We start from the raw sequence: 20,926 nt of genomic DNA on the forward strand, positions 1-20,926 counted from the left end.
TACTTGTCTAACGGGAGCACATTGACGCCGGATGATGGCGGATACCGGACAAACGGCCCTTGTAGCCTCGGCAATTCGCGCTAATCTTGCACCCATGTCCACCAATGCCATCCATTCGCTGTTTCAGCATGTTGCGATTACCGAAGGCGTGACCATTCGCGTATCAGTCAATTTCATGCCCGAACAATCACGTGTGGGTGCTGGCCGGTGGTTCTGGGTCTATCATATCCGTATCGAAAATGGCCGCGATGAACGTGTGCAGTTGAAAACGCGGCACTGGCGCATCACGGATTCCAATGGGATGGTGAATATCGTCGATGGTGAAGGTGTAGTCGGGGAAAGCCCGTTGCTAGAGCCGGGGCAGACGCATGATTACGTGTCGGGCTGCGAATTGACGACCAATCTCGGCGCGATGGAGGGGCATTACGGTTTCGCCCATGCCGATGGGACACTCTTCGAAGTGGCGATACCCCATTTCCCGCTGGCTGCTCCGGCAGATTTCTCCGTTTAGACGTAAACCCGGCCTTTATTGCTTATTACTGAAAGCCTGCGTGTGCCAGCATGGCGGCGCGCCTTTGGGTAGGTTGTAATCAAGCGACTTGCCGCACGGCCTGTTGATCCATATTGGCTGGCTTCAGGATATCCCGATGAAACGAACTCACCTGCCTCTCAACGCCTTGCGCGTCTTCGATGCTGCCGCCCGCCATCTGAGCTTTACTCGGGCTGCGGATGAGCTGGCGGTGACGCCAGCTGCGGTGGGCCAGCAAATCCGCGCACTTGAAGATGTGCTCGGCGTGGTCCTGTTCCGCCGCACGTCAAGGGGACTGGAACTGACAGACGAGGCTGGCGCAGGCCTTGATTCGCTGCGCGCGGGTTTTCTGCATTTTGAAGAAAGCGTGCAGGCTATGCAGGCGGGACAGGCAAGCTCCAATTACGCCATTGCCGCACCGCGCGAATTTTACGCCCAGTGGCTTGCGCCAAGGCTGGCGCGTTTCCGTGCCGAATATCCGGACATCAGATTCCAGCTCGCCGCAGACGAAGCCGCCGATTTCACTGAGACCAATCTCGATCTCGTAGTGCGTCTGGTCGAAGGGCCGGGTGAAATGGAAGGGCTGCAACTTGAAGACGGGCAACGCATTGCCGTCTCGGCGAAGGGTGCGCCGGAAAGCTGGATAAGCTGGCCTACGCATGAACCAGATGATGGCACTGACATTGGCCTTCATGTGGGCAATTCTGGACAGGCGCTCAGCTCTGCTCTGGCGGGCCTGGGGCGCGCATGGCTGCCGCTTCCGCTGGTGGCCGAAGCGCTGGCAGACGGGCGGCTGGAGGCCTTGGGCGATCCGCAGCAATGCCGCCGGGCCTATTGGCTGCTCGCACCACGTCCGCAATGGCGGCAAAAGAAGGTCAAGGCCCTGGTTGATTTTCTCTCTGCTCAATGACGCAGACGCCGGTTCTGCATGGGGACCGTTTCTTCTGTCGTGACTTGATGGTTGTGGGTCCGCTGAAGGAAGAATGGCGGAGTTAGGGAGGATTAACCTGGATCGGCTAGAAAGGCGCGTCTGCCGTCGATAGGGTCAGGCTACTTTGTTTCATTAGGGGAATTTCATGCGATTCGGATTTCAAAAGACTGCACTTCTGGCAGGGGCGGCAGCCCTGATAGTTCCGGCAGGGGCAACGGCACAGGCGGTCAATCTCGATTCGCAGTCCGGCGACGTGCGTGCGTTCCAGGGCAACGTCGATGGCGCTGCGGCCACGTTTGAAGTGACCGTGCCTGCCAGCTCGATCATGCAGATTGATGTAATGACCACTTCCGATCTCGATCCCATTGTCACCGTCACCGATGCCGCGACGGGTGAGGTAATCGCAGAGGATGACGATGGCGGCGGCGATCTGAATTCGCGTGTGCGAATCCGTGGCGAAAACGGCCGCCGTATCATGATCTCGGTCGACAGCTATGATTCGACCTGGGTCGAAGCCGGAGAAGCTTATGGCGGTACATTCGACCTGCGTCTGACCACCAGCGCCTATACCGCGCCCGTCACCCGCGTAGTGGGGTATGGCGCGCGCGAAATCGGCACGATCATAGGCGAGCCGCATGAGTTCATCTTTACCGCACAACCCGGCGACACTCTGGAAGTGGCCCTGCTGGCCGAGGGAGACCTTGATCCCTATCTCGAACTTAAGGACGCCGAGGGCGGAAGTATCGCCTACAATGATGATGGCGGTGAAATGCTCAATTCGCTGCTTGTCCATACTTTCGAAAGTGGCGGGACCTATACGATCCTTGCGTCAGCCTATGGCGAGACCGAGGGTGATTACACGTTGCGCATCCGCGAGCAGCGCACCCACAGCGCACAATTGCCGCTCCAGGTGATCGGCCTCGATGACGAGGCGTCGGGCGAGCTTGCATCTGAATGGCTGGAAAACTCGCTGCTGCCGTCCTCCATCGATTATCAACTTAGCGAGCAGGCGAAGGCCGCGATCATGGCGGGCAATGGCGAAGTCACCATCCGCATGAGCGCGGTTGAGGGCGATGATCCCGATTTCGGCGGCGATCTCGATTCCTATATTGAACTAGGCTTCGAGACGCCGCTGGGCTTCGCAGTGGCAGATAGCGATGATGACGGGGCCGGTGATCGCGACGCGATGCTGCCGGTAAACCTTGGCCTGCTGGCCTCATACCCGGACATGCTCGATATGCTGCGCATCAGGGTGAAGGGCTATAGCGGCTCCATGGGGCAATATGTGGTGAAGATCTCACAGGGCATGGAAGCCCGCGCCCAGGGATGGGAACAGGGGATGGAAATACCTCCAACCCCGGCCATGTCGGTTCCTTCCAACTGATTGCTGCAAACTTCGCTTAACGGCCATGTACGGGGCGGGAGGGAAACCTTTCGCCCCCTATGTCGTCAGCTTTGCGGTCAGACCTGCGCGTCTATCCCCGCTTCTCTAGGTCCATCTCGCAACCCCCCGCTGCCTTCCGAGCGGCGCGAAAACCATTGCGCCCGGGTCTTACGTAGCTTGTAGCGCGCTTAGAGCGACCCCCATGTGCCGCGCCGCCTGCTTGACGATTCCGGCGGCGGCCCAAATGTACGATAAACTTGCGCTGGCGAAGCTGAACAGGCGCGGTGACGTAGTAAGTGGCTTGCGGTCCGGTATGGATAATATTCGATATTTGCCTCTCGGAGCTGACACACGACCTTCCAGAAGACGCGAAATCACTCGATTTCCGATGTTTCTCCCGTTCAGCGGATGAAAGATTTTGGCGCCAGCCCAACGATATATCTCTACCGAAATCGGTTGATATTAACGCATTCAACACCATTCACGCATGTCTACTTATCGTAAGATCGCTCGGAACTCGATAGGATCACTGACTTTCAATGGCATTCGCTCAAGGGTGAATGTTACAAAATCAGGGATTGCGATCGCTCGATGTGATCGCACTGGGGCATGCACTTTGATAAACAGGACCATGGAACTGGACGGCTTGCGTCGACGGCTGGATGGGTTGACGGATAAGCAGCGCGAGGTGCTGAACCTTCTCGTGCAGCACAAGACTTCGAAGGAAATCGCCCGCATTCTCGGGATTTCTCCCTATACTGTCGACCAGCGTATCGCTGCTGCGCGCCGCAAAATGAATGCCCGATCGCGCAATGAGCTTGCCGCCGAATATCAGAACGCGACCTCCGATTTATCCGATCAATCCATATCCGAAGGATCAGTATACCAATCTTCGCAGGTCGGAAAATCTGACGAAACCCGAGATGAAGGGTCAGGGAACGACGCGAATGTCGAAGACCGGGATAAACATCCAGATGCGACCAATCGCTCTGGCAGGAATCTCCCGGTCGTGGACTACCGCGTTGTCCCGGAGTCTTTCGAGGGCAACCTTGGTTATTTCTGGCGCGTTGCGGCGATCGTAGGGATCACACTGATTTTCTTGATTGTCGTGCTTGTCGGTTTTGCCATCTTCGCGCAATTGTCCGATTTGCTGAGTTAAGCGCCCGAACAGGACTCCTGGTGATTTCATCGGCCGAAAGGCCCACAGGAGAACGATTATGACTATGTCTTACAACGTTGCGCAAATGCGGATTGTGCGTGAACTGCGCGAAGCCGAAAAGGCTCTGGATGACGCACTGCTTCGCCAGAGCAGCCTGCTTTCCGCCATGGTTCAGGCACGTAAGGATACAGGCGCTGCACCCTTCACCGGGCAGGAAGCATTGATGCGTCTCAGCAAGTCGCACCAGACCCTCGTTTCTGCAGGCGGTGATCTTGCCCGCGTGCATTCAAACCTCCTCAGCGTGCAGCAGGACGTGCTCGGTTTTGAAGAATGCCCCCCCGAAGGCAAGCCTATGGCAACAGGTGAAAGTGCACCGGCTTCGATGAAGCTCGCCGGATAATTCGGTTTGCCGGATTACGTTATAGTCGTGGCAACGGTGGCCGTTACGATCGCACTCTTTTCTGCGATTCAAGGCGGCCACCCTGAGCGTTGGGCTTCGGTGATTATCGTAGGTGGTATCGTTTTGGACCTGATCATTCAGGCAACGATTGGCCATAGGTCATTCGAACATTTCGATATCAGCCGCCTGAGCATCGACCTCGTTCAGTTCGCAGCCTTGTTGATCATCGCACTCCGGGCGAACCGCAACTATCCCCTTGGTCTAGCGGCGGCGCAATTGCTTGCGATTGTCGGCAATCTGGCAGCCTTGTTTCACAGGGACGGCTGGAACGAGGCATATTGGGCGATGACGCAGATGCCGATCCTGCTGCAACTTTCCATTCTCGCAGGTGGCCTTTGGGCGCACCGTCGGCGCGTCTCGCGCATCGGGAATTACAATAGCTGGTCCCCCAGAATGGCTGGGGGCAGAGGATTTTCATGAATTCCCAAGTTGCTATCAAGCAATCCTATTTGAACAACGCCGCCTCGGATCTCAGTCCGGACCAAATCCGCAATCTGGCCGAGAGTCTCTTGCGATTGGCAGATTGTATCGATCAGGACTGGCAAGGACCGGAGATCAAGTCGATCTTTCGATGGCCTAATGAACTGAGCAAGATTGAAAAGAATGCCTTGAACTTGGCAGAGAAGGCTCGGCAGACTTACGAACGGCGACGCTTGCGGAACAAAAGCCTGCCGTCATCCCTGCTGGGTGAACCGGCGTGGGACATGCTTCTGGAACTCTTTATGCAATATGCAGGCGGAGCAAAGGTTTCCACTACAAGTCTTTGCATTGCATCTGGTTGTCCGCCGACAACAGCCTTGCGATATGTGGGCTTGATGGAAAACGAAGGGCTTTTAAAAAGAACGCCCGCCGAAACGGATAAACGGCTCGTCTTTGTCGAACTGACGGATGCCGGGGTGATCGCAATAGGGCGGTATCTGGAACGACTTTAAGATTGTGCCGCTTGCAAGCCGCTTGGGTGAAGCCAAGAGCGGATGCGAGCGGTTGTGTTTGAGGCCAAGCAAATACTTGGGCGCGTCTCATGCTGACGGGCGGAGATTAGGAGGAGGGGGTGGAAAAAAGATTATCTAAATCGGAAGGGCTTTAGATCCACATACATAAGCGATGGAGGTTTCACTACAAGGTTGCTTAGCTGCGAATTTCGTTCGAAGTCGATGAAATTACCGAATGAAGCACGCAAATTGGACACAGTGTTCTTTGTCCAGAGATTAGGGTATTCGCATTTAAATGGAAAAGTACCGTTTACTTGGACAGGGGCTTTTCCCCGAGACATTGCCACCGTGTTTTGATGCGACTGACCTGAAGCGCGCTTTCCGTGGGTTCGTCCCAAAATTACGCGAGAGGAAGTTTTTTAAACGCTCATCGTCTCTCATTAAGTTTAGCGGCACCAAGCATGATGGTTCTAGGAGGACGTTTGCCGCGCCCAATCCTGCTCAATTTTTTCACGTTTGTGAGTTTGTCGGTGAAAACTGGGATTTTATCGACGAACGAATTTCAGCATCACCGCTAATAGTAAGCAAGCCGAAGCCTGCTGGGGAATCTGCTGATCGACCGATTATAATTCCGTCGCTTTCAAATCTTACAACTGAAGCATCCGAGAAACTGAGTTTCAGTCCAATCATCGTCAAAGCTGATATTTCTCAGTTTTTTCCAAGTATATACACTCATTCAATTCCTTGTGACGTGACCCCCTGATTTTCCTCCAAGTTGGATTAGAGTCCGGCCCTGACAGAAGGACGGACGAGATGAAGAGAACGAGGTTTTCAGAAGAGCAGATCATTGGCGTGCTGAAGGAAGCGGAGGCGGGAGCCAAGACCGCTGACCTTGCCCGTCGGCACGGTGTATCTGAAGCGACGATCTACAACTGGAAGTCGAAGTATGGCGGGATGGAAGTGTCCGATGCCCGGCGGCTGAAGGAGCTGGAGAGCGAGAACGCGAAGCTGAAGCGTTTGCTGGCCGATGCGATGCTGGACAAGGCGGCGTTGAAGGATCTTCTGGCAAAAAAGTTTTGACGCCCGCCGCGCAGCGGGAAGCTGTTGCTCATCTCCAGGCGTGCCATGGGATGAGCGAGCGGCGGGCGTGCCGTGTCATCGATGCTGATCGCAAGAGCGTGCGTTACCGTTCCACCCGGGACGATGACGTCGATCTGCGTGAGAAGCTGCGCGAGCTGGCCAACCAGCGTCGCCGGTTCGGCTATCGCCGTCTGCATATCCTGCTGCGCCGGGAGGGGATCATGATCAACCGCAAGAAGACCCAGAGGCTCTACCGTGAGGAAGGCTTGGCGGTCAGGCGACGACGTAGCCGCAGGCGTGCTGTTGGCACAAGGGCACCTGCTCCGGTTCTGGCGCTGCCGAACCAGCGCTGGAGCCTGGACTTTGTTCACGACCAGATGGCTTCGGGAAGACGGTTCCGGGTGCTCAACGTGGTCGATGACGTGACCCGGGAGTGCCTGGCAGCGGTGCCGGACACCTCGATCTCTGGTCGCCGTGTCGTTCGCGAGCTGACCGCACTGATCGAACAGCGCGGCAAGCCAGGCATGATCGTCAGCGACAATGGCACCGAGCTCACCAGCAACGCTGTGCTGGCATGGTGCGGCGAGGTCGGCGTGGAGTGGCATTACATCGCGCCCGGAAGGCCGATGCAGAATGGCTATGTCGAGAGCTTCAATGGCCGGATGCGGGACGAACTGCTCAACGAGACGCTGTTCTTGAGTATGGCCCATGCCCGTGTCGAGATCGCGGCCTGGGTCGAAGACTACAATCGGGAGCGACCACACTCGTCTCTCGGTTACGCAACACCGGCGGCGTTCGCCGCTGAACTGGATAAGCAATGGCCTGCTTCGCTACGCCCTACGGGCTCCGCTACGCAGCCCATTGCTTCAACCGCGCTGATGCGCAAAACAACCGCCCGGCTCTAATCCCAGCTGGGGGAAAGCTGGGGGTCACGTCACTTGGGTGGCCCACGGTAAAGAAGCTTCGAAGGCAGACCAAGCACCAGATTCAAAAGAAAACCCCTTCAATAATTTAGACTATTTTGTTCAGCGTTGTCAGTCTGCCGAAACGAGGGGTGTCGAAGTAGGATCTGATGCTTTTCGTATTATAGCCGAATTCATCGGTAGCGAAATTGATCGCAAGCTTGTCGAATCGGCCGGAAATAAAATCGTCGGCGGTGCTCGCCATGTTGATGATTTTTTCTTAGGTGTCCGGACAGAATCTGACGCTCAAGTGGTTTTGTCCGCACTGCGAAGCGTACTGTCAGAATATCACTTTCAACTTAACGATTCAAAGACAAAAATTGTTAGTGGTTTGGTGCCGCTCAATGAAATTTGGGCTCAGGATTTAAGAAGAAAAGTTGCTCAATTAAGTAAATACACAAACAACCGCGATCGACTGGTTCAAGTTCTAAATGAATCAACGGAATTAGCCGGAAACTTAGGCACCGATAGTCCGGTAAAAATCTTCTTAAGAGGTGTAGACGAGGCAAGTGTTTATGATCGGGATACAGAGTGGGGCTCACTAGAGCCATACCTCCAGCGCATTTGCTTTCATCATGCTCACTGCATCGACTACGTGTTCTTGCTCGTCGTGAAGCGATTTGCAACAGGTCGAAAACTCGACACCGAAGGTTGGTGCGAGGTTGCAAATGAGCTAATTCGTAAGGCTGGCGCCTTTGGTCACGACCATGAAATGCTTTGGAGCCTTTGGCTGCTCGTCTCGTTGCGCTCAGTATTCCACGAAGATCTAGGTTTCGTGGACAAAGGTTGCATACCAGCCATCTGTTGGTAAGTGAGGGAATTGAACAATTAATTTCTGTGGAGACAATCGAGTGCGTGGAGCATATTTGCTGATAGCTTTTTCGGCGGCGCTGGCAGCATGCGGGCAGTCAACCGATCAAACGGCATCTTCAAATGGCGCGGAACAAGCTCAGAATCGGTCGGCACCGGCTGCGGGCGAGAGCAATGGCGATTGGTCATCACTCAGCGAATATGTCGGTCAACATCCCGTGGATAGCAAATTTTACGACGAAAGCCCGATAGCGCCGCAACTCAGGAACCTTCTGGGAGACAAGCTGAACGTGCTGATGCAGAACAGCGACACAGCCGCCCCCTTGCAACGCGATGGCGAAGTTTTCTTCACGTCGGGCAACAAGGATAATGAGGGGGGTAGCGACGCATTCTATCTGCTCGTCGATCCGTCAGCCAAGGCTGTCGAGGTCGGCCTTTGGGAAAACGGCGAGTTGACCGTTTATAAGACCCCGGGTTCCGACATTCCGAAACCGCAAGATATCCAGACGACAATATCGAACACGGAGATGTAGACGTCGCTGTCGAGCGGCAGGAACGAAGAGCAATCCTTGACGCGTAACTCATCCGCTGATTCAAGACTATCTTTTGGAGGCAGTCTTGGGCGAACGGATTGGCGTTACGGATGAAGAGTGGGAATTAATCGAGCCGCTGCTGCCGCCGGAACGCGGTCGTGGCTGTCGCCCGGCGCAGCATAACCGGCCCTACTTCGAGGGCATGATGTGGATCGCGCGGACCGGGGCTCAGTGGCGGCATCTTCCCGACGAGTATGGCAAGTGGAACAGCGTGTTCAGACGCTATCGACGATGGGTTGCGACCGGAGTGTTTGATGCCATGCTCGAGACACTGGCCGAGCTGGCGGGCCGGGACACTTCCGCCGACATGATCGACAGCACGGTTGTCCGGGCACATCATTGTGCAGTCGGCATAAAAAGGGGACTCAGCAAAGAGAGGCGCTTGGCCGATCGCGAGGCGGCTTTTCCACCAAGCTCCACGCAAGATGCGACGCCAGAGGGCTACCGCTCGGCTTCGTGCTGACACCCGGACAGGCGCACGATGTGCAGGGCTTTGCTCCGCTGTTCCGCTTGATAACCGACCGGATCGAGGCTTTCCTGGCAGACCGGGGCTACGATGCCGATGCGATCCGCGATGAGATCGAGGCGGCAGGCGTCGAAGCTGTCATCCCGGCCAAAACCAACCGGCGCAATCCCGCCCCGCACGATCGTGCGAAATACAGGTGGCGCAATCAGATCGAGCGGCTGTTCAACAAGCTCAAGAACTGGCGAAGGATCGCAACCCGATACGACAAGACCAAGGAATCCTACCTCGGCTTCGTTGCGCTTGCTTCAGTCAAACTCTGGATACCCTTTGTCCACGAAGCCTAGTTAAGTTCGTTTGCGATTATTCAGGTGTTTATTCAAACGCTATGTTGATAGTAGCGAAACAAGATGGTAGGATACAGTCTCTACCCTTAAAATTTGGAGACAAGATCGCAACGGATGGTGATCGATGGCTCGAAGGCTTGGTGGCAAGAAGTTGTGGCTACTCGAACGCTAAGTTCAAAGGTGCTTTCGCTGAGGAATTTTCACACCTTGCAGACAAGGGGCTGCGGTTCATCGACTTTGACGCTCACATTGAGGCGGTAAGAAAACATGATGCGGACGCCATAAGTCACACTCGATACGGCTATGATTCTGATAAAAATGAAAACGACGGCTGGCTCGCCAAAGATGATGATGATGATGATGATTACGCGTTTTAGAGGGGCCGTCACCACCCTTGACCACCACACCAAATCCAACTAAGTGCGCCCCCATCCAAGGCTAGCCTCGCGCCAGTCATGGTCAGATAGAGCTGAACATTGCCGGTCATGTCCCGGGGCTCCTCACTTACAGGCGAGGGGCTCTTTTCTATTGAGGTGGTAGCGATACCGCCGGGGCAGCCGCCAAAGTAACCCGGTGCCACTGGTTCGGGTGGAGTGTTTTCAGGCTCGTGCAGCATCCGCGTCCGGCGGGTTGGGGGTAATGTCCTCCGGCAGGCCGGATTGATCGGACGAAGTTTCGCACGGTCTTTTTAAACAATCCACGCAGCTACGGCGCCAAGAGGCCTGGTTTTCGCCTCGCTATCGGAATGTGGTCCGCCTTTGGGCACCCGCGCTCCTTTCAGCAAAAGTGGGAACCGGTTTTGCGCCCGAATGGGTGCGCTGGGGTGACAATGTCGTCGCCCCAGACAATTAGGTGAAGAGAAACGAATGCCGACTATCAACCAGCTGGTGCGTAACCCGCGCAAGCCCGTCAAGGCCAAGAGCAAAGTGCCTGCGATGGAAGCCAACCCGCAAAAGCGCGGTGTTTGCACGCGCGTCTATACGACGACTCCGAAAAAGCCGAACTCGGCGCTGCGCAAGGTTGCGAAGGTTCGCCTGACCAACCAGCGCGAAGTCATCGCCTATATTCCGGGCGAGGGCCACAATCTGCAGGAACACTCCGTGGTGCTGATCCGCGGCGGCAAGGTCCGCGACCTTCCCGGCGTGCGCTATCATGTGCTGCGCGGCGTGCTCGATACGCAGGGTGTGAAGGATCGCCGCCAGAGCCGTTCAAAATACGGTGCCAAGCGTCCGAAGTAAGGTTTTAGGCTTGCCGCTGGCGCATGTGCCGGTGGCGAGGATGAGTTTTGTTGGGTGCGGGTCTTTACCGGCTCCTCGGCAACAGTTCCGCTGCAAGGCGGGCGCCGCCCACACTCCGAAGGAGTTTTGAAAAATGTCACGTCGTCGTCGTCCCGATAAGCGGGAAATCCTGCCCGATCCCAAGTTTGGTGATCAGGTTTTGTCGAAATTCATGAACAACCTCATGCTCGACGGGAAAAAGGCTGTTGCTGAAGGCATCGTCTATTCCGCGTTCGAAACCGTGGAAGCCAAGGCCAAGACCGATCCGGTCCAGCTTTTCCACGAAGCGTTGAACAATGTGAAGCCGCAGGTCGAAGTGCGCAGCCGCCGTGTTGGTGGTGCGACTTATCAGGTGCCTGTGGAAGTTCGCCCCGAACGTGCCCAGGCGCTGGCGATCCGCTGGTTGATCTCGGCTGCGCGTGGCCGTGCCGAAACCACCATGAGCGCACGCCTTTCGGGCGAGCTGATGGATGCGGCGAACAATCGCGGCAACGCGGTGAAGAAGCGTGAAGATGCTCACCGTATGGCCGATGCGAACCGCGCGTTCAGCCACTATCGCTGGTAGTATCGCTTGAAGCGGCCCGGGCCAAGGTGGTCCGGGTCTTCAAGCGGCCAGATTGCACACTATATGGGGCGCGAGTTTTCGTGCCTCTCACACCCCTCAAGGCAAGCCCGTAAGGAATTAACATGGCCCGCGAGTACCCGCTGGAGCGTTATCGCAATATCGGCATCATGGCCCACATCGATGCCGGCAAGACAACCACGACCGAGCGTATCCTTTATTACACCGGCAAATCCTACAAGATCGGCGAAGTGCATGATGGCGCGGCGACGATGGACTGGATGGAGCAGGAGCAGGAACGCGGCATCACCATCACCTCGGCAGCGACGACCACATTCTGGTCGGCCGAAGATGGCGAAGGTCCCAAGCACCGCATCAACATCATCGACACTCCCGGCCACGTCGACTTCACCATCGAAGTCGAACGCAGCCTGCGCGTACTCGATGGCGCGGTCGCCGTGTTTGACGGGGTTGCAGGTGTAGAGCCGCAGTCCGAAACCGTGTGGCGCCAGGCGGACAAGTATAAAGTCCCCCGCATGTGCTTCATCAACAAGCTGGATCGTACGGGCGCTGATTTCTATTACTGCGTTCAGTCGATCATCGACCGTCTCGGCGCGAAGCCGCTGGTGCTTTATCTGCCGATCGGCATGGAAAGCGATCTCAAGGGTGTTGTCGATCTCGTCAACAATCGCGGCATCGTTTGGGAAAACGACGGGTTGGGTGCGACGTTCAACTATGTCGATATCCCTGCTGATCTCGCCGACCGGGCCGCTGAGTATCGCGAAAAGCTGATCGAAACCGTCGTTGAACAAGACGATGACGTGATGGAAGCCTATCTCGAAGGTCAGGAACCTGAAGTGGCCACGATCAAGCGGCTGATCCGCATGGGCACCATGGCGCAATCATTTGTGCCCGTGCTGTGTGGTTCCGCGTTCAAGAACAAGGGCGTCCAGCCCCTTCTCGACGCGGTGGTTGATTACATGCCATCGCCGCTGGATGTGGCCGCCATCGAAGGTATCATCCCCGATTCCGACGAAACGGCAAAGCGTCCCAGCTCAGATGACGAGCCTTTCTCGGCTCTCGCCTTCAAAATCATGAACGATCCGTTCGTCGGCTCGCTTACCTTCACGCGCATTTATTCGGGCAAGCTCAGCAAGGGCCAGGTCCTGAACTCGGTGAAGGACAAGAAGGAAAAGATTGGCCGCATGCTTCTGATGCACTCCAATAATCGCGAGGACATCGAAGAAGCATTTGCCGGCGATATCGTCGCTATTGCAGGAATGAAGGATACGACCACCGGTGACACGCTGTGTGATCCGGCTCACCCGATCATTCTGGAGCGGATGGAGTTCCCCGATCCCGTGATCGAACTTTCGGTGGAACCCAAGACCAAGGCTGATCAGGAAAAGATGGGCGTTGCGCTCAATCGTCTGGCTGCCGAGGACCCTTCATTCCGGGTCACCACCGATCACGAATCGGGTCAGACGATCATCAAGGGCATGGGCGAATTGCACCTCGACATTCTTGTCGATCGCATGAAGCGTGAGTTCAAGGTCGAGGCCAATGTCGGCGCGCCGCAGGTTGCATATCGCGAATCGCTCGGCCGTGAAGTCGAAGTCGATTACACTCATAAGAAGCAGTCGGGTGGTTCCGGCCAGTTCGGTCGCGCCAAGGTAATCGTCGGTCCGGGTGAACGTGGCCAGGGTGTGATCTTCGAAGACGAAGTCAAGGGCGGCAATATCCCCCGCGAGTTTATCCCAGCGGTGGAAAAAGGCATGCGCGAGCAGGCCGAGAGCGGCTATCTCGTCGGCTTCCCGATCATCGATTTCACCATCCGACTGGTGGACGGCGCCTCGCATGACGTCGATTCCAGCACTGTGGCTTTTGAAATCTGTGGCCGTGGTGCCATGCGTGAAGCGGCGGAACGGGCTGGCATCAAGCTGCTGGAGCCGGTCATGAAGGTCGAGGTTGTCACTCCTGAGGATTATCTCGGCGATGTGATCGGCGATCTGATGAGCCGTCGTGGGCAGGTTCAGGGCCAGGACACCCGTGGCAATGCCATGGCCGTTGATGCTCATGTGCCGCTTGCCAACATGTTCGGCTATGTGAATGAGCTGCGCTCGTTCACGCAGGGCCGTGCGCAATATACGATGCAGTTCAGTCATTATGACGAGGTGCCTGCAAATGTCGCGCAAGAGGTCAAGGAGAAGCTTGCCTAAGCCAAAGCAAGTGTTTAGGGGCGGCGCCTTATTCAACGGGTGCCGCTTCCTCTCCCGATGAAATTTAATTCTGACAAACAGAGGTTATTGAGAAAATGGCGAAGGAAAAATTTGAGCGGAACAAGCCGCACTGCAACATCGGCACCATTGGTCACGTTGACCACGGCAAGACTACGTTGACTGCGGCTATCACCAAGGTGCTCGGCAGTGCTGTCGATTTCGCAAACATCGACAAGGCTCCTGAAGAGCGCGAGCGCGGCATCACGATTTCAACCGCTCACGTCGAATACGAAACCGACAACCGCCACTATGCGCACGTCGATTGCCCGGGTCATGCCGACTATGTGAAGAACATGATCACCGGTGCGGCGCAGATGGACGGCGCTATCCTGGTTGTGAACGCTGCCGATGGCCCCATGCCGCAGACCCGCGAGCACATCCTGCTCGCTCGTCAGGTCGGTGTTCCGGCGCTGGTCGTGTACATGAACAAGGTCGACCAGGTCGATGACGAGGAAATCCTCGAGCTCGTCGAACTGGAAGTCCGCGAACTGCTGTCGAGCTATGATTTCGACGGTGACAACATTCCGATCATCAAGGGTTCGGCTCTGGCTGCCCTTGAAGGCCGCGATGAAGAAATCGGCGAAAAGTCCATCCTCGAGCTGATGGCTGCTGTCGACGAGCACATCCCGCAGCCCGATCGTCCGGTCGATCAGGCATTCCTGATGCCGATCGAAGACGTGTTCTCGATCTCGGGTCGTGGTACTGTTGTTACCGGCCGTATCGAAACAGGCGTTGTGAATGTTGGCGACGAAGTTGAAATCGTCGGCATCAAGGACACCAGCAAGACGACCGTGACCGGCGTCGAAATGTTCCGCAAGCTGCTTGATCGCGGCGAAGCTGGCGACAATGTCGGTGCCCTGATCCGTGGCGTTGCACGTGATGACGTGGAGCGTGGCCAGGTTCTCGCAAAGCCGGGTACGGTTACTCCGCACACCGATTTCGATGCCGAGGTCTACGTGCTGTCGAAGGACGAAGGTGGCCGTCACACGCCGTTCTTCGCCAACTACCGTCCGCAGTTCTACTTCCGCACCACCGACGTGACCGGCGAAGTTGTACTTCCCGAAGGCACCGAGATGGTTATGCCTGGCGACAATGTTTCGATTGGCGTGAAGCTGATTGCTCCGATTGCCATGGACGAAGGCCTGCGCTTTGCCATCCGTGAAGGCGGTCGCACCGTCGGTTCGGGCGTGGTTTCGAAGATCACCAAGTAATTCTGCGTGGCGCCTCAGGCGCTGCCAGAGCTTAAAAGTGGCCCGGCACTCATGTGAGTGTCGGGCTCTTTTTATGAAGGCATGTTTATTCGGGCGTGGCGGGTCGAAGGTCCGTCACAAGGTTGCCGACACAGTTATCGGCAAAATGTCCGATTTCAGGGTTGTCAGCCAAGTCAGCAACCCGTATAGGCCCGCCAACGGCCGGGGATTCGTCTCTGGCGTAATGAATTTCGGGAAGGCCGCCCGTTCCGGGAAACCGGACATCAACGGAGCGGGCCTTTTCTTTTTTGCGGGTTGGAAACGGCTCGCTTGGCTCTTTCGCATCGGTAGTTGGAAACATGGACGCACAGAATATCCGTATTCGCCTCAAGGCCTTCGATCACCGCGTGCTCGACCAGGCAACTGGCGAGATCGCGGACACCGCACGCCGCACTGGCGCGCTTATTCGTGGTCCCATTCCTCTCCCGACGCGCATTGAGAAGTTCACCGTGAACCGCGGCCCGCATATCGACAAAAAGTCGCGCGAGCAGTTCGAGGTGCGCACTTACAAGCGGTTGCTCGACATCGTGCAGCCCAACGCCCAGACGGTCGATGCGCTGATGAAGCTCGATCTTGCTGCGGGCGTGAATGTCGAAATCAAGCTGGCTTGATTTCGATCTGACGGTCCATCGGCACGGACCTTAAACCTGCCGCCAGTTTCGGGGCTCCATATGGCCCCGCCGGTTTACAAGACCGGCAAGACATAGGGATACCGCCGGCCTCTCCCTTTCGGGAATTACAGGTCGGGCTGCGTCCCCCGTCTCGCCAGATCGGCCATTCAGGTCGTGAAGGTAACTCAGCCCGGACGGGGCGACGTGTCGACAATTCGGGCTGGCAAGCACCTGGGGATGGTCCTCTTGTGCCTCTGTTTAAGGAGCATGGTCATGCGCACTGGCGTGATCGCGAAAAAAGTCGGGATGACCCGCCTCTTCCAGGAGGATGGCCGCCATGTGCCGGTCACCGTCCTGTCGTTGGAGGGTTGTCAGGTAACCGCTAATCGTACCGAAGAGCGTGATGGATATTGGTCCGTCCAGCTTGGTGCCGGCGATGCCAAGCACAAGAATGTCAACAAGCCGCAGCGCGAAGCTTTCGCCAAGGCTGAAGTCGGCCTCAAGCAGAAGGTCGCCGAATTCCGTGTCGAGAACGAGGAGGGCCTCCTTCCTGTCGGCGCGACGATCACGGCGGACCATTTCATTGCTGGCCAGAAGGTCGATATCACGGGTCACACCGTTGGTAAGGGCTTTGCCGGCGCTATGAAGCGTTGGGGTTTCGGCGGTCTGCGCGCGACGCACGGCGTTTCCATCTCTCACCGTTCGCACGGTTCGACGGGTAACCGCCAGGATCCGGGTAAGGTTTTCAAGAACAAGAAGATGGCCGGCCACATGGGCGATCGTCAGCGCACTCAGCAGAACCTGGAAGTCGTGCGCACCGATTCAGAGCGTGGCCTGATCTTCGTGAAGGGCTCTGTTCCCGGTCACAAGAATGGCTGGCTTCTCGTCAAGGATGCCGTCAAGTTCGCGCTTCCCGAAGCGGTTCCATTCCCCGGTGCGATGCGTCGCAACGCGGGCGAGACCGCTACCGAAGATGCAACGCCCGGTCTCGTCGAGAGTGCGGCAGAGCACGCGGTGAACCCCGAAGTATCTCCCGAGCAGCAGGAAAAGCTGGCAGTGGAGCAGGAAGCTGGCGCTGATACCGCTGCCGATAACGGAGCCGACAATGGCACTGCCGGTGGCGATGATAACGCCAAGAACGAGGAAGGCTGATCGCCATGAAGGTGAAGGTCCAGAAAATCGACGGCAAGGCTGCTGGCGACGTAGAGCTCAATGATGCCGTATTCGGTATCGAGCCGCGTGCCGACATCCTGCACCGCGTTGTCACATGGCAGCTCGAAAACCGCCGCGCTACTGCGCGTCCGACGCGTGAGCGTTCGGACGTCAACCGCACCGGCAAGAAATGGGGCAAGCAAAAGGGTTCCGGCGGCGCACGCCACGGCGACCGCGGCGCTCCCATCTTCATCGGTGGTGGTAAGGCTCACGGTGCGCGCAAGCGCGACTTCGAGCAGTCGCTCAACAAGAAGATCCGAGCTCTCGGCCTGAAGATGGCTTTGAGCAGCAAGGCGAAAGACGGCCTTATCGTCGTCGACAGTCTCGATCTGAAAGATGCCAAGACCAAGGCGCTCAAGGGCCAGTTCGACAAGAATGGCTGGAACGGCAAGGTTCTGGTGATCGACGGTGAAGCAGTGGCTGATGGCTTTGCAAAGGCGGCGGGCAATCTGCCCGGTGTCAATGTGATGCCGGCTGTTGGCGCCAATGTTTATGACATCCTCAACCACGACACGCTGGTCCTGACCAAGGACGCTGTCGAAAAGCTGGAGGCGCGGTTCAATGGCTAAGAAGCAAGGAATCGACGCGCGTCACTATGACGTTATCCTCGCGCCGCACATCACCGAGAAATCGACGATGGCTGGTGAGAATAACGCCATCGTGTTCAAGGTCGCCAACGATGCGACCAAGCCGCAGATCAAGGAAGCGGTCGAAGCGCTGTACGACACCAAGGTCGTTGGCGTGAATACGATCGTGGTCAAGGGCAAGTCCAAGCGTTGGAAGGGCAAGCCCTACAAGCGTTCAGACTTCAAGAAGGCGATCGTGAGGCTGGCTGAGGGCCAGGACTCGATCGACTTCACGAGCCAGATCTGAGGCCAGGGACAGGAAAAGAACGATGGCACTCAAGAACTACAAACCGACTAGCCCGGCACGCCGCGGCCTCGTCCTGGTCGACAAGACCGGCCTCCATAAAGGTGGTCCGGTCAAGTCGCTGACCAGGGGCAAGACCAAAAGCGGTGGCCGTAACAACAAAGGCCATGTCACTTCGCGCGGTATCGGCGGCGGTAACAAGCAGAAGTACCGCTTCATCGACTTCAAGCGTCGCAAGTGGGATATGGAAGCAACCGTGGAGCGGATCGAATATGATCCCAACCGCACCGCTTTCATCGCGCTGGTGAAATATGAGGACGGCCAGCTGTCCTACATCATCGCTCCCAACCGTCTTGCCCCTGGCGACAAGATTGTTGCCGGCGAGAAGGTCGACACCAAGCCGGGCAACGCTATGTTGCTGGGTCAAATCCCCGTCGGCACCATCATCCACAACGTAGAGATGAAGCCGGGCAAGGGTGGCCAGATCGCTCGTTCGGCAGGCACCTATGTGCAGCTGGTCGGTCGTGACCGCGGTATGGTGATCGTGCGTTTGAACAGCGGCGAACAGCGTTACCTGCGCGCCGATTGCATGGGTACGGTTGGTGCGGTATCAAACCCGGATAACCAGAACCAGAACCTGGGCAAGGCCGGTCGTCGTCGTCACATGGGCCGCAAGCCGCTTACCCGCGGTGTTGCGAAGAACCCTGTCGATCACCCGCATGGTGGTGGTGAAGGCCGCACCAGCGGTGGCCGTCATCCGGTTACTCCGTGGGGCAAGCCAACCAAGGGCGCCCGTACCCGTAAGAACAAGCAGACGGACAAAATGATCATCCGTTCGCGTCACTCGAAGAAGAAGAGGTAAGACACGATGGCACGTTCCGTCTGGAAAGGTCCGTTTGTCGATCTGCACCTTCTGAAGAAGGCGCAGGACGCGCAGGAAGCCAACAACACGAAGCCGATCAAGACCTGGTCACGTCGTTCGACGATCCTTCCGGATTTCGTCGGTCTGACGTTCAGCGTCTACAATGGTCAGAAATTCATTCCCGTCTCGGTTAACGAGGAAATGGTCGGGCATAAGCTTGGCGAGTTCGCGCCCACGCGGAGCTTCCCGGGTCATGCTGCCGACAAGAAGGGTAAGCGATAATGGGCAAGGGTAAGTCTCTCCGCCGTGTCGGCGAAAACGAGGCCATGGCTGTCGGCACCACGATCCGTGGTTCGGCGCAGAAGCTCAACCTCGTGGCTGCACTGATCCGCGGCAAAAAGGCAGAAGAGGCTTTGAACATCCTCTCCTTCTCCAAGCGGGCCATGGCACGCGATGCCAGCAAGGTTCTGGCCAGCGCCATTGCCAATGCGGAAAACAACCACGACCTCGACGTTGACGCATTGGTCGTCGCCGAAGCGAGTGTCGGCAAGTCTGTCACCATGAAGCGGTTCGCGACGCGCGGCCGTGGCAAGTCCACGCGCATCCTCAAGCCGTTCAGCCGGCTGCGGATTGTCGTTCGCGAGCAGGAAGAGGCGTAAGATGGGTCATAAAAGCAATCCGATCGGTCTGCGCCTGCAGATCAACCGCACTTGGGACAGTCGTTGGTACGCCGAAGGCGGCGAATATGCCAAGCTGCTCAAGGAAGACATCCTGATCCGCAAGCACATCGTGTCGAGCCTGCCGCAAGCGGCGATCTCGAAGGTGGTGATTGAGCGTCCGGCCAAGCTTTGCCGTATTTCCATCTATGCGGCGCGCCCCGGTGTCATCATCGGCAAGAAGGGCGCTGACATCGAAAAGCTTCGCACTAAGCTGTCGTCCATGACGGACAGCGAAGTGAAGCTGAACATTGTGGAAATCCGCAAGCCGGAGATCGATGCGAAGCTCGTTGCGCAGGGTATCGCTGACCAGCTTATCCGCCGTGTGGCGTTTCGGCGGGCGATGAAGCGCGCCATGCAGTCGGCTATGCGTCTTGGTGCTGAAGGCATCAAGATTATGTGTGGCGGGCGTCTTGGCGGTGCCGAGATCGCACGGGTCGAGCAATATCGTGAAGGCCGTGTGCCGCTTCACACGCTGCGCGCCAATATCGATTATGCCGAAGCCGAGGCGCTGACCGCCTATGGTATCATCGGCATCAAGGTTTGGGTCTTCAAAGGCGAGATTCTGGGTCACGACCCGACCTCGCAGGACCGCCTGATGCTTGAATCGCAGACGTCCGGCGTCCGGCCCGCGCGTTGAGGTGAGTAGATAACATGCTGCAACCGAAGAAAACCAAATACCGCAAGGCCTTCAAAGGCAAGATCCATGGCAAGGCCAAGGGCGGCACCGTCTTGAATTTCGGCTCCTATGGTCTGAAGGCTCTCGAGCCGGAGCGTATAACTGCGCGCCAGATCGAAGCTGCCCGTCGTGCGATTACGCGCCACATCAAGCGTCAGGGACGTTTGTGGATTCGCGTATTTCCCGACGTGCCCGTGTCAAAAAAACCTGCCGAAGTGCGTCAGGGTAAAGGCAAGGGTTCCATTGAATTCTGGGCTGCTCGCGTAAAGCCGGGCCGTGTATTGTTCGAACTGGACGGGGTTCCCGGTCCGTTGGCTGCTGAAGCCTTCAGCCGAGCTGCGATGAAGCTGCCGATTAAGACCAAGGTTATCGCGCGCTTTGGCGATACCTCGCATCTGGGCGGAGACAAGTAATGGCGAAGATCGAAGACCTTCGTACGAAGAGTGACGACCAGCTCGCAGAGCAGCTCGTCATGCTTAAGAAAGAGCAGTTCAACCTGCGTTTCCAGGCAGCGACCAATCAGCTTGAGGGTGCTGCCCGTGTCAAGCAGGTGCGCCGCGAAATTGCGCAGATCAAGACGCTGCAGAACGAGCGCGCGGCTGCTGCCGCGGGCGCCGAGGCGTAAGGAGCAGACAATGCCGAAACGTATTCTCATCGGAACTGTCACCTCCGACAAGACCGACAAGACCGTGACCGTGAAGGTCGAACGCAAGGTAAAGCACGCGCTTTACGGGAAGATTATCCGTCGTTCGAAAAACTATCATGCGCACGATGAATCCAATGAATATACCGTGGGCGACACCGTTCGGATCGAAGAGACCAAACCGATCTCCAAGACCAAGACTTGGAAAGTGCTCGATCGGCTCGTGGCGAGCAAGGGAGCGGCTGTCGAAGCTGATCTCGAAGTCGCCGAAGCCACCCCGGGTGGTGAGTAAACAGACGTAGGAACTGCCGGACT

General features: G+C 57.0%; 27 protein-coding genes and 1 pseudogene. All 28 read left to right on the plus strand.

The window, feature by feature from the left end; genetic code table 11:
• The first annotated feature begins 109 nt into the window (after positions 1-109).
• The 28 genes and pseudogenes from apaG to rpsQ all read left to right on the plus strand — a co-directional run bounded on the left by apaG (position 110) and on the right by rpsQ (position 20,903).
• A complete protein-coding gene (gene apaG / locus CP97_RS06970; RefSeq protein WP_149036529.1) occupies positions 110-511 on the plus strand; it encodes a Co2+/Mg2+ efflux protein ApaG in 402 nt (133 codons plus the stop codon).
• A gap of 136 nt (positions 512-647) precedes the next feature.
• A complete protein-coding gene (locus CP97_RS06975; RefSeq protein WP_048886813.1) occupies positions 648-1,439 on the plus strand; it encodes a LysR family transcriptional regulator in 792 nt (263 codons plus the stop codon).
• A gap of 166 nt (positions 1,440-1,605) precedes the next feature.
• Positions 1,606-2,844, plus strand: coding sequence for a hypothetical protein (locus CP97_RS06980; protein WP_048885348.1), 1,239 nt, complete (start codon positions 1,606-1,608; stop codon positions 2,842-2,844).
• 616 nt (positions 2,845-3,460) lie between these two features.
• Positions 3,461-4,003 carry a helix-turn-helix transcriptional regulator gene (locus CP97_RS06985; RefSeq protein ID WP_227819710.1) on the plus strand — a complete coding sequence of 181 codons (543 nt, stop codon included), beginning with the start codon at positions 3,461-3,463 and terminating at the stop codon, positions 4,001-4,003.
• A 58-nt stretch (positions 4,004-4,061) separates the two neighbouring features.
• Positions 4,062-4,403 carry a hypothetical protein gene (locus tag CP97_RS06990; protein ID WP_053106578.1) on the plus strand — a complete coding sequence of 114 codons (342 nt, stop codon included), beginning with the start codon at positions 4,062-4,064 and terminating at the stop codon, positions 4,401-4,403.
• Between the two features lie 123 nt (positions 4,404-4,526).
• A complete protein-coding gene (locus tag CP97_RS06995) occupies positions 4,527-4,883 on the plus strand; it encodes a hypothetical protein (RefSeq protein ID WP_149036432.1) in 357 nt (118 codons plus the stop codon).
• On the plus strand, positions 4,880-5,395 hold the full coding sequence (locus CP97_RS07000) for a MarR family winged helix-turn-helix transcriptional regulator (RefSeq protein ID WP_048885351.1): 516 nt from the start codon (positions 4,880-4,882) through the stop codon (positions 5,393-5,395). The genes CP97_RS06995 and CP97_RS07000 overlap by 4 nt, the downstream gene beginning before the upstream one ends.
• Before the next feature lie 295 nt (positions 5,396-5,690).
• Entirely contained in the window at positions 5,691-6,158 is a 468-nt protein-coding gene (locus CP97_RS16130; RefSeq protein WP_149036433.1) for a hypothetical protein, read from the plus strand.
• Positions 6,159-6,208: 50 nt separating this feature from the next.
• Positions 6,209-7,380, plus strand: a protein-coding gene (locus CP97_RS07010; protein ID WP_149036385.1) for an IS3 family transposase whose coding sequence is annotated in 2 segments (ribosomal slippage) — positions 6,209-6,461 and positions 6,461-7,380 — 1,173 coding nt in all. Because the reading frame shifts where the segments join, the coding sequence is not laid out codon by codon here.
• A 37-nt stretch (positions 7,381-7,417) separates the two neighbouring features.
• Positions 7,418-8,248, plus strand: coding sequence for an RNA-directed DNA polymerase (locus CP97_RS16135; protein ID WP_149036434.1), 831 nt, complete (start codon positions 7,418-7,420; stop codon positions 8,246-8,248).
• A gap of 40 nt (positions 8,249-8,288) precedes the next feature.
• On the plus strand, positions 8,289-8,780 hold the full coding sequence (locus CP97_RS07015) for a hypothetical protein (protein WP_048884358.1): 492 nt from the start codon (positions 8,289-8,291) through the stop codon (positions 8,778-8,780).
• 85 nt (positions 8,781-8,865) lie between these two features.
• A pseudogene (locus tag CP97_RS16140) lies at positions 8,866-9,650 on the plus strand (IS5 family transposase).
• A gap of 41 nt (positions 9,651-9,691) precedes the next feature.
• A complete protein-coding gene (locus CP97_RS07030) occupies positions 9,692-10,027 on the plus strand; it encodes a hypothetical protein (RefSeq protein WP_048885352.1) in 336 nt (111 codons plus the stop codon).
• A 489-nt stretch (positions 10,028-10,516) separates the two neighbouring features.
• The gene (gene rpsL / locus CP97_RS07035) at positions 10,517-10,888 is read left to right on the plus strand and encodes a 30S ribosomal protein S12 (protein WP_048885353.1); all 372 of its coding nucleotides are present in this window, start codon (positions 10,517-10,519) and stop codon (positions 10,886-10,888) included.
• A 133-nt stretch (positions 10,889-11,021) separates the two neighbouring features.
• Positions 11,022-11,492, plus strand: a complete 471-nt coding sequence (gene rpsG / locus CP97_RS07040) for a 30S ribosomal protein S7 (RefSeq protein ID WP_048885354.1) — start codon at positions 11,022-11,024, stop codon at positions 11,490-11,492.
• A 122-nt stretch (positions 11,493-11,614) separates the two neighbouring features.
• Entirely contained in the window at positions 11,615-13,708 is a 2,094-nt protein-coding gene (gene fusA / locus CP97_RS07045; RefSeq protein ID WP_048885355.1) for an elongation factor G, read from the plus strand.
• Positions 13,709-13,803: 95 nt separating this feature from the next.
• On the plus strand, positions 13,804-14,979 hold the full coding sequence (gene tuf, locus CP97_RS07050; RefSeq protein ID WP_048885356.1) for an elongation factor Tu: 1,176 nt from the start codon (positions 13,804-13,806) through the stop codon (positions 14,977-14,979).
• A 338-nt stretch (positions 14,980-15,317) separates the two neighbouring features.
• A complete protein-coding gene (gene rpsJ / locus CP97_RS07060; RefSeq protein ID WP_010234663.1) occupies positions 15,318-15,629 on the plus strand; it encodes a 30S ribosomal protein S10 in 312 nt (103 codons plus the stop codon).
• A gap of 273 nt (positions 15,630-15,902) precedes the next feature.
• Positions 15,903-16,781, plus strand: a complete 879-nt coding sequence (gene rplC / locus CP97_RS07065) for a 50S ribosomal protein L3 (RefSeq protein ID WP_048886815.1) — start codon at positions 15,903-15,905, stop codon at positions 16,779-16,781.
• Positions 16,782-16,786: 5 nt separating this feature from the next.
• Entirely contained in the window at positions 16,787-17,410 is a 624-nt protein-coding gene (gene rplD / locus CP97_RS07070; protein WP_048885358.1) for a 50S ribosomal protein L4, read from the plus strand.
• Entirely contained in the window at positions 17,403-17,714 is a 312-nt protein-coding gene (locus CP97_RS07075) for a 50S ribosomal protein L23 (RefSeq protein ID WP_048885359.1), read from the plus strand. Before rplD ends, CP97_RS07075 begins: the two co-directional genes overlap by 8 nt.
• 22 nt (positions 17,715-17,736) lie before the next feature.
• Positions 17,737-18,573: a 50S ribosomal protein L2 gene (gene rplB, locus CP97_RS07080; RefSeq protein ID WP_048885360.1), complete on the plus strand. Its 837-nt coding sequence runs from the start codon at positions 17,737-17,739 to the stop codon at positions 18,571-18,573.
• A gap of 6 nt (positions 18,574-18,579) precedes the next feature.
• Positions 18,580-18,855: a 30S ribosomal protein S19 gene (gene rpsS, locus CP97_RS07085; RefSeq protein WP_048885361.1), complete on the plus strand. Its 276-nt coding sequence runs from the start codon at positions 18,580-18,582 to the stop codon at positions 18,853-18,855.
• Complete coding sequence (rplV, locus tag CP97_RS07090; RefSeq protein WP_048885362.1) at positions 18,855-19,232, plus strand: 50S ribosomal protein L22; 378 nt, start codon at positions 18,855-18,857, stop codon at positions 19,230-19,232. The genes rpsS and rplV overlap by 1 nt, the downstream gene beginning before the upstream one ends.
• A 1-nt stretch (position 19,233) precedes the next feature.
• Positions 19,234-19,929 (plus strand): 30S ribosomal protein S3, encoded by a 696-nt coding sequence (gene rpsC / locus CP97_RS07095; protein ID WP_048885363.1) that lies wholly within the window; start codon positions 19,234-19,236, stop codon positions 19,927-19,929.
• A 14-nt stretch (positions 19,930-19,943) separates the two neighbouring features.
• Positions 19,944-20,381, plus strand: a complete 438-nt coding sequence (gene rplP / locus CP97_RS07100) for a 50S ribosomal protein L16 (protein WP_048885364.1) — start codon at positions 19,944-19,946, stop codon at positions 20,379-20,381.
• On the plus strand, positions 20,381-20,593 hold the full coding sequence (rpmC, locus tag CP97_RS07105) for a 50S ribosomal protein L29 (RefSeq protein ID WP_048885365.1): 213 nt from the start codon (positions 20,381-20,383) through the stop codon (positions 20,591-20,593). Before rplP ends, rpmC begins: the two co-directional genes overlap by 1 nt.
• A gap of 10 nt (positions 20,594-20,603) precedes the next feature.
• Complete coding sequence (rpsQ, locus tag CP97_RS07110) at positions 20,604-20,903, plus strand: 30S ribosomal protein S17 (RefSeq protein ID WP_048885366.1); 300 nt, start codon at positions 20,604-20,606, stop codon at positions 20,901-20,903.
• The last annotated feature ends 23 nt before the right edge of the window (positions 20,904-20,926 follow it).

The organism is Aurantiacibacter atlanticus (assembly GCF_001077815.2).
Classification (GTDB): Bacteria; Pseudomonadota; Alphaproteobacteria; order Sphingomonadales; family Sphingomonadaceae; genus Alteraurantiacibacter; species Alteraurantiacibacter atlanticus.

Coding starts and splice junctions, on each gene's coding strand:
- CP97_RS07075 (WP_048885359.1), top strand. CDS start 17,403: ATGGCTAAGAAGCAAGGAATCGACGCGCGTCACTATGACGTTATCCTC.
- rplP (WP_048885364.1), top strand. CDS start 19,944: ATGCTGCAACCGAAGAAAACCAAATACCGCAAGGCCTTCAAAGGCAAG.
- rplD (WP_048885358.1), top strand. CDS start 16,787: ATGAAGGTGAAGGTCCAGAAAATCGACGGCAAGGCTGCTGGCGACGTA.
- rplC (WP_048886815.1), top strand. CDS start 15,903: ATGCGCACTGGCGTGATCGCGAAAAAAGTCGGGATGACCCGCCTCTTC.
- rplV (WP_048885362.1), top strand. CDS start 18,855: ATGGGCAAGGGTAAGTCTCTCCGCCGTGTCGGCGAAAACGAGGCCATG.
- CP97_RS07000 (WP_048885351.1), top strand. CDS start 4,880: ATGAATTCCCAAGTTGCTATCAAGCAATCCTATTTGAACAACGCCGCC.
- rplB (WP_048885360.1), top strand. CDS start 17,737: ATGGCACTCAAGAACTACAAACCGACTAGCCCGGCACGCCGCGGCCTC.
- CP97_RS07030 (WP_048885352.1), top strand. CDS start 9,692: ATGTTGATAGTAGCGAAACAAGATGGTAGGATACAGTCTCTACCCTTA.
- CP97_RS06980 (WP_048885348.1), top strand. CDS start 1,606: ATGCGATTCGGATTTCAAAAGACTGCACTTCTGGCAGGGGCGGCAGCC.
- rpmC (WP_048885365.1), top strand. CDS start 20,381: ATGGCGAAGATCGAAGACCTTCGTACGAAGAGTGACGACCAGCTCGCA.
- CP97_RS06990 (WP_053106578.1), top strand. CDS start 4,062: ATGACTATGTCTTACAACGTTGCGCAAATGCGGATTGTGCGTGAACTG.
- rpsC (WP_048885363.1), top strand. CDS start 19,234: ATGGGTCATAAAAGCAATCCGATCGGTCTGCGCCTGCAGATCAACCGC.
- CP97_RS16130 (WP_149036433.1), top strand. CDS start 5,691: ATGGAAAAGTACCGTTTACTTGGACAGGGGCTTTTCCCCGAGACATTG.
- rpsG (WP_048885354.1), top strand. CDS start 11,022: ATGTCACGTCGTCGTCGTCCCGATAAGCGGGAAATCCTGCCCGATCCC.
- rpsL (WP_048885353.1), top strand. CDS start 10,517: ATGCCGACTATCAACCAGCTGGTGCGTAACCCGCGCAAGCCCGTCAAG.
- rpsJ (WP_010234663.1), top strand. CDS start 15,318: ATGGACGCACAGAATATCCGTATTCGCCTCAAGGCCTTCGATCACCGC.
- CP97_RS06975 (WP_048886813.1), top strand. CDS start 648: ATGAAACGAACTCACCTGCCTCTCAACGCCTTGCGCGTCTTCGATGCT.
- rpsS (WP_048885361.1), top strand. CDS start 18,580: ATGGCACGTTCCGTCTGGAAAGGTCCGTTTGTCGATCTGCACCTTCTG.
- rpsQ (WP_048885366.1), top strand. CDS start 20,604: ATGCCGAAACGTATTCTCATCGGAACTGTCACCTCCGACAAGACCGAC.
- fusA (WP_048885355.1), top strand. CDS start 11,615: ATGGCCCGCGAGTACCCGCTGGAGCGTTATCGCAATATCGGCATCATG.
- tuf (WP_048885356.1), top strand. CDS start 13,804: ATGGCGAAGGAAAAATTTGAGCGGAACAAGCCGCACTGCAACATCGGC.